The sequence below is a fragment of the Rhodococcus sp. SB1D genome (assembly GCF_048573875.1).
GTDB classification, from domain to species: Bacteria; Actinomycetota; Actinomycetes; order Mycobacteriales; family Mycobacteriaceae; genus Rhodococcus_F; species Rhodococcus_F qingshengii.
In genome coordinates, this window is the sequence record NZ_JBMAIQ010000001.1 from 148,714 (window position 1) to 161,788 (window position 13,075).

Consider the following 13,075-nt stretch of genomic DNA (forward strand, 5'->3'; position numbering starts at 1 on the left):
TTCGCGCACTCGGTCGGTTTCGGAACTTGACATGTTCGGCCGGTGTGGCGCAACAATGTCGGGTGGAAATTCATCAGATCAACGCATTTCTCGCGGTGGCTGAGGAGCTACATTTCGGCCGTGCGGCGCAGCGGCTTCGGATTGCGCAACCGCCGCTGAGTCGAACGATCAGGCAATTCGAGAAACAGCTCGGTTCGCCGTTGTTCGATCGGAGCACTCGAACTGTGCGGCTCACTGCTGCCGGTGAAGCGCTGCTGCTTCCGGCGCGCGAGATTCTGGACGCGTGCCGGATGGCCGAGATCGCGGTGTCTGCGGCAGGCAAGGGAACGACAGGTCGCGTTCGCCTGGGTTTCGCGGGGACTTCTTCGCATCTGCTCGTCGGGAGGTGGGCGAAATTGGTGAGAAAGACCAATCCCGGTATCGAATTCGTGCTCGACAGTTCTGCTTTCGCGAACGAGGCGTTGTTGATGCTGCTCGATCGACGACTCGACATCGGGATGGTGCGGTGGACCGTACCGCCGCTCGGGATCACGTCGAGATTGATCGCCGAGGAGAACTTTCTGGTGGCCATGTCCAAAGACCACCCGTTGGCGTCGAGGGACTCGGTTCGGTTGATCGAATTGGAGTCCGAGAATTGGGTGACGCTTCCGGCGGAGCCAGGTTCGATTCTGCGGGAGTCTCTGCTCACTGCCTCGAAGAACGCAGGGTTCCTGGCTCGCATCGTGCAGACGGCACCGGATTCGATGTCGTTGATCGCGCTGGTGTCCGCGGAAATCGGATGCTCGTTGACCATCTCCTCGGTGGCCCAGAGCATCGTGAATCCTGATGTTGTCTTTGTTCCGGTCATGGACCCACCTCCTCCTCTTCAACTGCGTATCGCCTGGCGAGAGGGAGACGACAGACCTGCTCTTCTCGAAGTGTTGAAATTGTCCGAGCAGGCGCTGCCGTCCCTGGCCTAGACGGTTGCCCGACCGGTAGGAATCTCACCCGCTTCGGACTTCGGTGAGTTCGCAGTATTGACAAGAGTGTTTTCGAGTTCGAGTTCGTCGTAGTCCGCTTGTTCGGCCGTCGAGAGTTCGCCCGCGTTGTAGCCGGTACGTCGGAGCAGGAGCAGGGTGCAGATCAGCGAGACAAGGGCGTACAGCCCGGATACGATCGCGACCCCGACGATATTGCCTGACGTGTTGAGCATCCACTGCGCCAGTACGGGAGTTCCGCCGCCGACGACAAGGGAACACAATTGGTACGCCGTCGACAGACCGGTATAACGGATGTTGGCGGGGAAGGCACGAGCGAGAACGCCGGCGATGGCGCCGTAGAACATCGAGTGCGGGATCGTGGCCAGACACATCGCGACGACTGCGATGGTGAAGTTCCCGGTTCGGATCGCGAAGAACATGGCGGGCATGAGGACGAACTCCGGTATCACCATCAGGCACATGGCTTTTCGCATGTCGATCTTGGAGACCAGGACGGCACCGAAAGGTTGGACGATGAACTGCACGACGAGCGCGATCGCGATGGCGGCCAGGAAGGTTCCTCGATCGTATCCGAGTTCTTTTGTAGCCCAGGACAATGCGAAGGTGTTCTTGAAATAGGTGACCTGGGCGAGGGGAAGTGCGCCGGCGCCGAGGAGAACCAGTACCCAATGCTTGCGCAAGACTTCGGCGAGCGGAAGCTTGACGACCTTCTTGCGCGCGAGAACGGCCTTCATCTCGTCCGACTCTTCGAGTTTGAGGCGAATGATCATCCCGAGAATGACCAGCACCGCCGAGATGATGAACGGGATGCGCCATCCGTACAGGAGGAACGACGGCGTCGGCATCGAGGACAGAAGGAAGAACGCGATGGTGGCCAACAGATTTCCGGCGGGTGAGCCCTGTTGGGCGAACGCGGAGTAGAGGATGCTCTTGCCCTTCGGTGCATTTTCGCTGGCAATGAGCACTGCGCCGCCCCACTCGCCACCGACCGCGACTCCTTGGATGACGCGAAGGGTGACCAGACCGATCGGCGCCCAGATCCCGACCTGTGCGTAGGTGGGGAGGAGTCCGATGCCGACCGTGGCGACACCCATCATCATCAAGGTGATGACGAGAGTGTTCTTGCGTCCGATCCGGTCGCCGAGGTGTCCGAAGATGATCCCGCCGATCGGCCTGGCGAGGAAGCCTGCCCAGAGCGTGATGAAGGCGAGGAGAGTTCCGACTCCGTTCGGGAGAGTGTCGGAGAAGAAGATGTCGCCGAATACCAGGGCAGCGGCAGTGCCGTAGATGTAGAAGTCGTACCACTCGATAGTGGTTCCGATGAACGAAGCGATACCGGCTCTTCGCGCCTTGGCGTTGATCTCCTCGGAACTGCGAGTGGGTGAACTCATGCGTGGCGACCTTTCTCTGCAACATTCGCGGCGCCGAAACGTGGCGTGCCTGAATGAGATTCGCAGAGTGGTGTAGGTCACGTCCAATACCAACTTGGTCGCCTATTGATACCTCAGGAGTATCAATAGGCGACCATGATCAGCTCTTCCGGTATGGAAGGATCGGGGTGATTACTCGGACCAGTTGTACGTCCGCTCGACGGCCTTGTTCCACTCCGCGTACAGCCGTGACCTTTCGGACTCGTCCATCGCCGGTTCCCACGTCTTGCCGACGGCCCAGTTGTTGCGGATGTCTTCGGTATCGGCCCAATAACCGATGGCGAGGCCCGCTGCGTATGCAGCACCGAGAGCTGTCGTTTCGTTGACCACCGGACGGATGACGGGAACTCCGAGGATGTCCGACTGGAACTGCATCAGGGTTTCGTTGACCACCATGCCGCCGTCGACCTTCAGTGCGGACAGTTCGACTCCCGAATCCGCTCGCATGGCGTCGATGACCTCGCGGGTCTGGTATGCCGTCGCCTCGAGCGCTGCGCGGGCCAGGTGTCCCTTGTTGACGAAGCGCGTCAGGCCGACGATGACACCCCGGGCATCCGGTCGCCACCGAGGTGCGAACAGCCCGGAGAACGCGGGCACGAAGTAGGCGCCGCCGTTGTCATCGACACTTGCGGCGAGCGGCTCGATGTCCTTGGCGTTCTGAATGATTCCGAGATTGTCTCGAAGCCACTGGACCAAGGAACCCGTCACGGCGACGGAACCTTCGAGTGCGTACACGGCTGGGGCTTCGCCGAGTTTGTAGCAGACGGTCGTCAGTAGTCCGTGCTTGCTGTGCACCGGCTTCGTGCCCGTATTGAGAAGCATGAAATTGCCGGTGCCGTAGGTGTTCTTGGCTTCACCCTCGGAGAGGCAGGCCTGGCCGAATGTGGCTGCCTGCTGGTCACCGAGGATTCCGGCGACCGGCACACCGGCGAGATTGCCGCGTGGACGTCCTGTGCCGTAGACCTCTGAGGAACTACGGATTTCCGGGAGCATCGACATCGGGATTCCGAAGTCCGCACAGATCGATTCGTCCCACTGGAGGGTCTCGAGATCCATCAGCATCGTGCGTGACGCATTGGTGACATCTGTCACGTGGACGCCCTCGGTCAGGTTCCACACGATCCACGTGTCGACAGTGCCGAAGCACAATTCGCCGGCCTCCGCTTTTGCTTTCGCACCGTCGACGTTGTCGAGAATCCAGCGGATCTTCGGCCCGGCGAAGTAGGTCGAGAGTGGTAGTCCGGTCTTGTCTCGATACTTGTCCGGACCCTCGTCGCCGCCCAGTTCGACACACAGTTGATCCGTGCGCGTGTCCTGCCACACGATCGCGTTGTAGATCGGCTTACCCGTCGAACGTTCCCAAACGACGGTCGTCTCACGCTGATTCGTGATTCCGACGGCAGCGATGTCGGCCCGCGTGAGATCGACCTTCGCGAGAGCGCCGGCCACCACCTCCCGAGTGTTGATCCACAGCGCCACCGGATCGTGCTCGACCCAACCTGCTCGCGGGAAAATCTGCTCGTGTTCTTTCTGCGCAACGCTCACCACGGCGCCGTCGTGATCGAAGATCATGCAGCGGCTCGACGTCGTGCCTTGGTCGATGGCGGCGATGTATTGATTCACTGTGCTCCTAGGTTCGGGCGTGTTCGCAGTAATCCGTGCGCTGTCGCAGTATGTGGATCAAGCTACTAGCCTGTAAACGGATTCGTCGTCGACTTACAGGAGACCGGGTTGAGTAAGCAGCAAGGTGCGCAGTTTCTCGGCCCGCAGCAGCGCGAAGCTGCTTGGGAACAACTTCAGACCGAGCAATTCGACGTCGTCGTGGTGGGCGGTGGTGTCGTCGGTGTCGGAGCGGCCCTCGATGCGGCCACCCGCGGGCTGAAGGTTGCGTTGGTCGAGGCCCGTGACTACGCATCCGGTACGTCCAGTCGCTCGTCGAAGATGTTCCACGGCGGTCTCCGCTATCTCGAGCAACTCGAATTCGGCCTCGTTCGTGAAGCATTGCGTGAGCGCGAGCTCTCGCTGACCACGCTCGCTCCGCACCTGGTCAAGCCGCTGAAGTTCTTGTTCCCTCTGGCTCACCGCGTGTGGGAGCGCCCGTACATGGCCGCGGGAATCTTCCTCTATGACCGAATGGGCGGCGCCAAGTCGGTCCCCTCCCAGAAGCACTTGACGCGGGCGGGCGCACTGCGCATGTCGCCGAGCCTCAAGCGCAGTTCACTGACCGGTGGCATCCAGTACTACGACACCGTCGTCGACGACGCTCGGCACACCATGACCGTTGCACGGACCGCCGCCCACTACGGCGCGGTCGTCCGAACATCGACGCAGGTCGTGGGATTTCTGCGTGAAGCGGACCGGGTCTCGGGAGTTCGTGTTCGCGACTGCGAAGACGGCCGTACCGCGGAGGTCAAGGGTCACGTCGTCATCAATGCAACCGGTGTCTGGACGGACGAAATCCAGGCCCTCTCACGTCAGCGCGGACGGTTCCGGGTGCGAGCGTCGAAGGGCGTACACATCGTCGTCCCGCGCGATCGCATCGTCAGTGAAGCCGCCATCATCCTGCGTACCGAGAAATCGGTGCTGTTCGTCATTCCGTGGGGCAGTCACTGGATCATCGGCACCACGGACACCGACTGGAACTTGGATCTCGCTCACCCAGCGGCAACCAAAGCAGATATCGACTACATCCTCGGCCACGTGAACTCCGTTCTGGTCACGCCGCTGACGCACGCCGACATCGACGGTGTGTACGCAGGCCTGCGTCCGCTGCTTGCCGGTGAGAGCGACGAGACGTCGAAGCTCTCGCGCGAGCACGCCGTTGCCCGTGTGGCTCCAGGCCTGGTCGCCATCGCCGGTGGAAAGTACACGACGTATCGGGTCATGGCGGAAGACGCCGTCGATGTCGCAGCAGAAGACATTCCGGCGCGAGTGGCGTCGTCGATCACGGAGAAGGTGCCGCTCGTCGGCGCCGACGGATACTTCGCGTTGATCAATCAGACTGTGCAACTGGGCGAGCAGTACGGCTTGCATCCGTATCGCGTCAAGCACTTGCTCGACCGCTACGGTTCACTCATCACGGAGGTCCTCGAACTCGGCCGACAGACGCCGGAGTTGTTGCAGCCCATCACAGATGCCCCCGATTACCTTCAGGTCGAGGCTGTGTACGCCGCCGCGGCCGAGGGTGCATTGCACCTCGACGACATCCTGGCTCGCCGCATGCGCATCGCAATCGAGTACCCGCATCGTGGTGTCAACTGTGCGCAACAGGTTGCCGGATTGGTTGCTCCGATTCTCGGTTGGGATCCCGCCACCGTCGAGCGCGAGGTCGACACGTACCGAGCGCGCGTCGAAGCGGAGATCGAGTCGCAGACCCAGCCGGACGACGAGTCGGCCGACGCCTTGCGCGCCGCAGCGCCGGAGTCTCGGGCCGAGATCCTCGAACCCGTCGTCGTGGTGCCGGATCGGGTCTGAGTCGCCCGTCGTTTGTTCTCGGTCTGTCGCGGGTAGGCGGATGTCGAATCACCACCCGTGTCAGCACAGACCGGTCGAGCGTCGCCCAGGAGGATCCCAATGTTCGGTAGTCGGTCGAGATCTGCTGAGGAACACATAGCCACTGCTTATCTGGTCACTCACCTGTGCGGAGCGATGGTAGGGCTGCAACTCTCGCGGTCACTCTCGGACTCGTACGGCGCGTGGGCCGACGGTGAGCTGGACTCGTTGCCGGGTGAGCTCGAGTACGAGATCGAGCAGCTGCTGCAACTGATCGAGGACACCCAGGGCATATCTCTGCCGCGGTACTCCAAGATCGACGCGACGGTCAATCGGATCAGGCGCCTCGTCCATGTCGACGCCATCTGGCGCAACCGTCTCGTGAAGCTGGCAACTCTCGAGATCATGCGGACCGCTCTGTGCGGCAAGAGTGCGATGTGGGAGGTCCTGAGAGACATTCCGGCCGGGGAGACGGAGGAGCAGTACCGCGAGCTCAACGACCTGGTGTCCAAGCAGATCACCACCGTCACGGCTCTGCATCACCGCGCGGCCACGGAAGCTTTTCAGGGGACGGACGGGCGGGAATCGGCGAGCGGCGGCGACCCCATCCGCTCGAGTAAGTAAGGTTTGTACCGTTCGGTGAAGAATTCGATGAACGGTAGACCCCGAGGTGTATGGAGATGGCTGAGCGCGACCAAGCACTGACAGAACCCACGGCAGTGTTCGCGGCGTTGGCGGAGATCCTCTACTCCGCCGCAGACAGCGCCGAGGTGTACTCCGCGATCTGTTCGGCGGCTGTCGAGTTGATTCCCGGTTGCGATCACGCAAGCCTGATGCTGCGACGGGGAAACACCAACGTCACGGTAGCGGCAAGCGACGAGATCGCCGAGCATGCAGACGATCTCGAACGTGCGACTGGCGAGGGGCCGTGCATCGACGCCCTCGACACGGAGGCGCCGCAGCTCGAGTCAGATCTTCGCACTCCGAATCAGTGGCCCGAGTTCGCTCGGAAAGTAGTGGCAGAGACACCCATTCGTGGCTCGATGGGGTTCCGACTGATGGTCGATCGTCAGAAGTTCGGTGCCCTCAACCTCTTCTCCGACACTCCGGGAGCATTCACGGAAACTGTTGCCGACCACGCGATCATGTTGGCATCGTTTGCATCCGTGGCCGTCACCGCGCTGAACCGAGGAGAGGATGCCGACTCGCTGCGGCGAGGTCTGGCGAGCAGTCGCGAAATCGGTCAGGCCGTCGGTCTGCTGATGGCATTGCATCGGGTGTCCGACGACGAGGCCTTCGACATTCTGGTGCGAACCTCGCAGAACATGAACGTCAAGATCGCCGAGTTGGCGCGCAAGGTCATCGTCCAGCATCGTTCGACTCTGGACTGAGCGCTTCGTTCGCCCCGGGAGAGCCGAGGAGTTGAGATCGCTTGCGATCCACCGTCTCTCGAAGTGCCGTCACCACCGCTGCGACTTCCGGTCGGCGCAAGGATTCAGAACGAGCCACCAACCAGTACGAAAGTCTGACTTCGATGTGAGCCGGCAGCACGCGAATCAGATCGTCGTGCTGCTCGGCCATGAAGCAGGGGAGCAGGCCGATGCCGGCACCCGCGCGCGTTGCCTCGATGTGGACGAACACGTTGGTGGACGTGACGGCCTCGCGCATGGAAACCGTGAGCTTGCGGGCCAGATCGAGTTCGTCGACCTGCAGCATCGAGTCGATGAAATACACGAGCGAGTGTTCGGCCAGCTCTTCGGCACTATCGGGCACTGCATTCTGACGTAGATACTCTCGGGAGGCGTACAAACCCAGCGCGTAGTCGGCCAGATGGACGGCCTCGGCGCGGTGAACTTGAGGTTTGCCGACAACAACCTCGATGTCGAGCCCCGAGCGTATCTGCGACGCCTTTCTGGTCGCGACGACTATCTCCACGCTCACGCGAGGATGGCGTCTGCGAACCGCTGCGCCGGCGGGGGCCGCGATGTATGCGCTGAAGCCGTCGGTGGCCGAGACCCGCACGACGCCGTCGAGTTGCTGCTGACCGGTGGAGTCGAGTGCCAGTTCGTTCACCGCGGCCTCGATGCGCTCGGCCGCGCTGAGGGCTTGTCTGCCCAGGTCGGTCAACTCCCAGCCGCCGGACGAGCGGACCAGTACACGGCCGCCGAGGCTCTTCTCGAGCGAGGCGATGCGGCGCGAAATGGTGGTGTGGTTGAGGCCCAGGTCGTCGGCGGCGGTGTTGAAGCGGCCGGTGCGACCGACCGCGAGAAGCACCAGTAGGTCGTCCGGGCTCAGTCCGAGTGTCATATCTGCATTTTTGCACCTGTATGGTGCGAGATTTGTCATTGTCGTGCCAAGAATCTGCACCGATACTCATCGAGTCACAAAAAATGTGCGAGCGGTCACATTCCTGATCGTGAAGAGCAGGCGAATCGCGAACTGAAGACGAGGGAGTCCACGATGAGCGTCGACAACATGCCGAAACCCGAGAGCCAAGCCCCACCATCGGGGCTGAAGAAGGTGGTCGGCGCCTCGATGGCGGGCACCGTGGTCGAGTGGTACGAGTTCTTTCTGTACGGCACGGCGGCCACGCTGGTCTTCAGCAAAGTCTTCTTTCCTGGCGGCGGCAACGAGCTGGATGCGATCATCGCGGCTTTCATCACCTACGCCGTCGGATTCGCCGCCCGGCCACTCGGCGGAATCGTCTTCGGATATTTCGGAGACAAGTTCGGCCGGAAGCAGTTGTTGCAGTTCAGTTTGCTGCTGGTCGGTGCCGCGACCTTCCTGATGGGCTGCCTACCGACCTACGGTCAGATCGGCTACTGGGCGCCGGCACTGCTGGTCACGCTGCGCTTCATCCAAGGATTTGCTGTCGGCGGCGAATGGGGTGGGGCGGTACTCCTTGTCGCCGAGCACAGCCCGAATCGATCTCGCGGGTTCTGGTCGTCCTGGCCTCAGGCCGGCGTGCCGATGGGCAACCTGGTGGCCACTGTCGTGCTGTTGATCCTGACGTCGACGCTCTCGGACGAATCCTTCATGAGTTGGGGCTGGCGCGTTGCCTTCTGGCTCTCCGCGGTGATCGTTCTGGTCGGGTACTACGTTCGGACCAAGGTCACCGACGCTCCCATTTTCATTGCGGCGCAGAAGGAAGCAGAACTGGTCAAGGCAACCTCGTACAGCGTTTTCGAGGTGGTCAAGCGTTACCCGCGCGGAGTGTTGACCGCGATGGGCCTGCGTTTCGCCGAAAACGTCATGTACTACCTCGTGGTGACCTTCTCGATCACCTACCTCAAGGTCGTCGTTCATGCGGACACGGCGCACATCCTCTGGTGGATGCTGATGGCACATGCCGTGCACTTCGCAGTGATTCCGTTGGTGGGCAAACTGTCCGACACGATCGGTCGACGCCCGGTGTACATGATCGGCGCCGTCACCGCAGGAACATGGGGATTCTTCGCCTTTCCGATGATGAACAGCGGGCACAATGCAGTCATCTTGTCGGCAATCATCATCGGGCTTGTGTTCCACGCGTTCATGTACGCCGGCCAACCCGCGATCATGGCCGAGATGTTCCCGACCCGGATGCGCTATTCCGGTGTCTCCCTGGGATATCAGGTCACGTCGATCGTGGCAGGTTCACTGGCTCCGATCATCGCGACCGGACTGCTGAGCAAGTTCGACTCCTCGGTCCCCATCGCGATCTATCTCCTGCTGGCATCCCTGGTCACTATCGTCGCAGTCGTTTTCGCGCGGGAGACCAAGGGAATCTCGCTCGAGTCCGTCGATGCCGCCGACGCACGAGTGCTCGCCGACGAGCGGGCCGGTGTTTCCGCATGACGCTCTCCGGCAAAACGGCACTGGTCACCGGTGGTGCCAGCGGTATCGGCGAGGCGTGTGCTCGACTCCTTGCCGCCCGCGGCGCCCACGTCACCGTCGCTGATCTCGACGACGTCGCCGCGAAGGCGCTGGCCGACGAGATCGACGGCACTGCGTGGGCCGTCGATCTCCTCGACACCGACCAACTCGTGGATCTGGCACTCGAGACGGACGTACTTGTCAACAACGCCGGCATTCAACGGGTCAGTCCCATCGAGGATTTCGACGTCGAGGACTTCCGGAAGATTCAACGCCTCATGGTCGAAGCGCCGTTCCTCCTGGTCAGAGCGGCCCTGCCGTACATGTACCGCAAAGGATTCGGGCGCATCGTCAACATTTCCTCGGTCCACGGGCTCCGCGCTTCGGCATTCAAGAGTGCGTACGTCACGGCAAAGCACGGACTCGAAGGGCTGTCGAAAGTTGTTGCGCTCGAAGGTGCCCCACACGGTGTCACCAGTAACTGTGTCAATCCGGGCTACGTCCTGACACCACTCGTGCGATCCCAGATCTCCGACCAGGCAAAGGTTCACGGAATCAGTGAATCCGAGGTTGTCGAGAAGGTGATGCTCACCGAGAGCGCGATCAAACGGATGGTCGAGCCCGCAGAAGTGGCATCGCTGGTGGGGTGGCTGGCATCGCCCGAGGCGTCGATGGTGACGGGGGCTTCGTACACCATCGACGGCGGGTGGAGCGCCAGCTAGATCACTGGGGCTGCTGTGTTGTTCAAGCTGCCGGGTTCAGGCTTCGGGAATCTCGATTCCGAACTTCTCGCGGGTGATGACCTCGGGTTCGGGACCGCCGCGAACTCCGGTGTCGAGTGCGTCGATTGCGGAGAGTTCTTCGGCGGTGAGTTCGAAGTCGAACACGTCGAAGTTCTCCGCGATCCGCGAGGGAGTCACCGACTTGGGGATCACCTGGCGGCCCTGCTGGAGGTGCCAGCGCAGCATCACCTGTGCAGGCGACTTGCCGTGAGCGGTCGCGATGGCGCCGATGGTGGCGTCCTCGAGGGTCGAGCCGTGGGAGCCGTCGCGGTAGAACGTGATTCCGCCGATCGGTGACCATGCCTGAGACAGAATCCCGTGATCGGCGTCGGCCTCGAGCAAAGTCGACTGCCTGAAGTACGGATGAACCTCGATCTGGTTGACCGCCGGCACCACGGACGTTGCGTCCAGGAGTCGGGTGAGGTGATCCGGCATGAAGTTACTGACTCCGATGGCGCGGACCTTGCCGTCGGCCAGAAGCGTTTCCAATGCCCTGTACGCGTCGATCGTGCGCTCGAACTCGCTCGGCAACGCCTGATGGAGGATCAGGAGGTCGAGTTGTTCGACACCGAGTTTGCCTGCGCTCTTGTCGAAGGCATGCAGAGTCTCGTCGTATCCGTAGTCGGTGATCCAGACCTTCGACTCGACGAAGATGTCCGCGCGATCGAGTCCGGATCGCCGGATCGCCTCACCGACGCCCTTCTCGTTGCCGTAGGCCGCGGCAGTGTCGATATGGCGATAACCCGTCGACAGCGCGGACTCGACGGCGGCGAGTGTTTCGTCCGGCGGCGTCTGGTACACGCCGAAGCCAAGCGCGGGGATGTCGACGCCGTTGTTCAGTTTCAGACTCGGGATTCTCATGTCGTCCACGGTAGCGGCGGCCGGGGGTTCGGCGGGAGTGACTGCTCAGCCGGGTAACGGCAGTACCCCTTCAGACCTGGGAATTCGCGATCGGGGGACTCGTCAATGAGTGAGCACTATCTTCAACCCGACTATGAGGGTGGCGACGGCGGCGAGGCCGAACGCTGCCAGATGGGTGTTCGTACTGACTTTCTCGCCGTGCAGTCGGCTGATCACGTAACTGGTGGAACCGATCCGCAGGATCAAGACGATTTCCGCGATCAACTGCGCCGTCCGTGGTTCCAGGAAGTTGAACCACGCCGTCGCGAGAATGACGACAGGAACAACCGCAGAGGTGAGGATCGGGACGGAATCGCGAAGAGAGTCGATTCTCTCCGCGGTCGTCAGTCGGCGATCGTTGCGAATGCTCTCGCCGACTCCCTCGGCAAATGTGTGGGCGATGTATGTCGACAATGCCGTGCCGACCACAATCGCGGCGCCGAGCGATTCCTGAGATTTCGTCACCGGTATGAGTGCGGCGAGGACAAGAATGTTGCCGTAGATGTACGCGGTGGTCCTCGCCGCCACACGTTCTTGTCCCAGCGGCGCACCGTGAGACGTGATCGGACGGTTCAGCAGGGTTCGCAGGTCCCACTCCATGTTCAGAGCATGGCAGATCAGACCCTGGGGCTGTAGTGCATCGGGTTATCTCGCTGCTCGAGCGGGGGCAGGTTGCGCGCCGGTGTGTGGACCAGTGGTGCATCGGCGGGGATTCGGCCGTCAGCTCGATCCCATCCCGCGCGAGCACGTGGCTGATACCGGTATCGCCACGGCACCAGACGGAAGACGGCGTTGACGGTGCGGCCGACAGCGTTGTGAATTTTCTGATCGCGACTGGTCCACGAGTAGCCGAGTAGGTCTCGAACCGGTTGGTCGTACATTCCGACCGTCAGCCACACGAATCCGCGGGCGAGGGGGATTCGGGCGAGCCGCCACAACGGATCGGGTAGCCACGTCATGTACGGGGGCTTGCCGAGTCCCGACAGGTCGAGGACGTCGCGGGTCGCCTTGTTGTCTTCGAGTACGTTGCGGCACATGTGGTCCCAGTACTCCTGAAATGCTTCCCAGGTCTCGGGAACAGGGCGCATGCTCATCCCGTACAGGCGATACCACTGAATGTGCTCGGTGAAGAGCTGACGTTTCTGGGCCTCGGTCAAGCCACCGGAGAAGTTCTCGGCAGTGACGATGGTGCCCATGAAGAACGTTGCGTGCGCCCAGTAGAAGGTGTCGGGATCAAGTGCGTGGTACCGGCGTCCCAGCTTGTCGACGCCCTTGATTCGTGTGTGATAGCCGCGGACTTCTTCGGCTGTCTGCTGCGCGCGATCGCCGTCGAAGACCACGCCTGCAATGGGATACAGCGAGCGGTACAGCCGTTCCCAGCGCTCGTCGAAGAACTGCGAGTGCTCCTCGACCCCGGCGCCGAGACCAGGGTGCATGTTTTGCATCGAACCTGCCCAGACACCTTGGAGCATCCCGCGCCAGTCGCCGAAATACTTCCAGGTCAGGGAATCCGGACCGAGGGGAACCGGGGTGCTGCTGTCGTCAAGTTGACTACGCATGTTGTCAGATTAGGATCGACAACAGCGGTAGTCAAGGATCGAATACCGGGTGCATTGAAGAACAAGTGTCGGCGAAG

At 61.7% G+C, this 13,075-nt stretch carries 12 protein-coding genes; 6 read left to right on the plus strand and 6 right to left on the minus strand.

What is annotated here, in order from left to right:
* Positions 1 to 62: 62 nt before the first annotated feature.
* Complete coding sequence (locus tag ACN50D_RS00705; protein WP_030535055.1) at positions 63 to 959, plus strand: LysR substrate-binding domain-containing protein; 897 nt, start codon at positions 63 to 65, stop codon at positions 957 to 959.
* Here ACN50D_RS00705 and ACN50D_RS00710 read toward each other — a convergent pair.
* On the minus strand, positions 956 to 2,371 hold the full coding sequence (locus ACN50D_RS00710) for an MFS transporter (RefSeq protein ID WP_064443409.1): 1,416 nt from the start codon (positions 2,369 to 2,371) through the stop codon (positions 956 to 958). The two genes, ACN50D_RS00705 and ACN50D_RS00710, sit on opposite strands and share 4 nt — an antisense overlap.
* A 171-nt stretch (positions 2,372 to 2,542) precedes the next feature.
* Positions 2,543 to 4,033, minus strand: a complete 1,491-nt coding sequence (gene glpK, locus ACN50D_RS00715) for a glycerol kinase GlpK (RefSeq protein WP_007727296.1) — start codon at positions 4,031 to 4,033, stop codon at positions 2,543 to 2,545.
* Between the two features lie 108 nt (positions 4,034 to 4,141).
* On the opposite strand from glpK, the gene ACN50D_RS00720 reads away from it, so the two are divergent.
* From ACN50D_RS00720 to ACN50D_RS00730, 3 genes are all read left to right on the plus strand, one after another.
* Positions 4,142 to 5,884, plus strand: a complete 1,743-nt coding sequence (locus tag ACN50D_RS00720; RefSeq protein ID WP_125050568.1) for a glycerol-3-phosphate dehydrogenase/oxidase — start codon at positions 4,142 to 4,144, stop codon at positions 5,882 to 5,884.
* A 174-nt stretch (positions 5,885 to 6,058) separates the two neighbouring features.
* On the plus strand, positions 6,059 to 6,526 hold the full coding sequence (locus ACN50D_RS00725; RefSeq protein ID WP_228232568.1) for a hypothetical protein: 468 nt from the start codon (positions 6,059 to 6,061) through the stop codon (positions 6,524 to 6,526).
* A 50-nt stretch (positions 6,527 to 6,576) separates the two neighbouring features.
* Entirely contained in the window at positions 6,577 to 7,293 is a 717-nt protein-coding gene (locus tag ACN50D_RS00730) for a GAF and ANTAR domain-containing protein (RefSeq protein WP_003940742.1), read from the plus strand.
* On the opposite strand, the gene ACN50D_RS00735 is transcribed toward ACN50D_RS00730, so the two are convergent.
* On the minus strand, positions 7,262 to 8,209 hold the full coding sequence (locus ACN50D_RS00735) for a LysR family transcriptional regulator (protein ID WP_007727290.1): 948 nt from the start codon (positions 8,207 to 8,209) through the stop codon (positions 7,262 to 7,264). The genes ACN50D_RS00730 and ACN50D_RS00735 overlap by 32 nt on opposite strands.
* 153 nt (positions 8,210 to 8,362) lie before the next feature.
* Here ACN50D_RS00735 and ACN50D_RS00740 point away from each other — a divergent pair, with 153 nt between their 5' ends.
* Both ACN50D_RS00740 and ACN50D_RS00745 read left to right on the plus strand, forming a co-directional pair.
* Positions 8,363 to 9,739 carry an MFS transporter gene (locus ACN50D_RS00740; RefSeq protein ID WP_003940819.1) on the plus strand — a complete coding sequence of 459 codons (1,377 nt, stop codon included), beginning with the start codon at positions 8,363 to 8,365 and terminating at the stop codon, positions 9,737 to 9,739.
* Positions 9,736 to 10,479, plus strand: coding sequence for a 3-hydroxybutyrate dehydrogenase (locus tag ACN50D_RS00745; RefSeq protein ID WP_030535050.1), 744 nt, complete (start codon positions 9,736 to 9,738; stop codon positions 10,477 to 10,479). The genes ACN50D_RS00740 and ACN50D_RS00745 overlap by 4 nt, the downstream gene beginning before the upstream one ends.
* Before the next feature lie 36 nt (positions 10,480 to 10,515).
* Here ACN50D_RS00745 and ACN50D_RS00750 read toward each other — a convergent pair whose 3' ends face one another.
* The 3 genes from ACN50D_RS00750 to ACN50D_RS00760 form a co-directional block, all read right to left on the minus strand.
* Positions 10,516 to 11,400, minus strand: coding sequence for an aldo/keto reductase (locus ACN50D_RS00750; RefSeq protein ID WP_050654915.1), 885 nt, complete (start codon positions 11,398 to 11,400; stop codon positions 10,516 to 10,518).
* A 102-nt stretch (positions 11,401 to 11,502) separates the two neighbouring features.
* Positions 11,503 to 12,039 (minus strand): hypothetical protein, encoded by a 537-nt coding sequence (locus ACN50D_RS00755; protein WP_003940745.1) that lies wholly within the window; start codon positions 12,037 to 12,039, stop codon positions 11,503 to 11,505.
* 17 nt (positions 12,040 to 12,056) lie between these two features.
* Positions 12,057 to 12,998 carry an oxygenase MpaB family protein gene (locus tag ACN50D_RS00760; RefSeq protein ID WP_042449607.1) on the minus strand — a complete coding sequence of 314 codons (942 nt, stop codon included), beginning with the start codon at positions 12,996 to 12,998 and terminating at the stop codon, positions 12,057 to 12,059.
* Positions 12,999 to 13,075 lie beyond the last annotated feature (77 nt).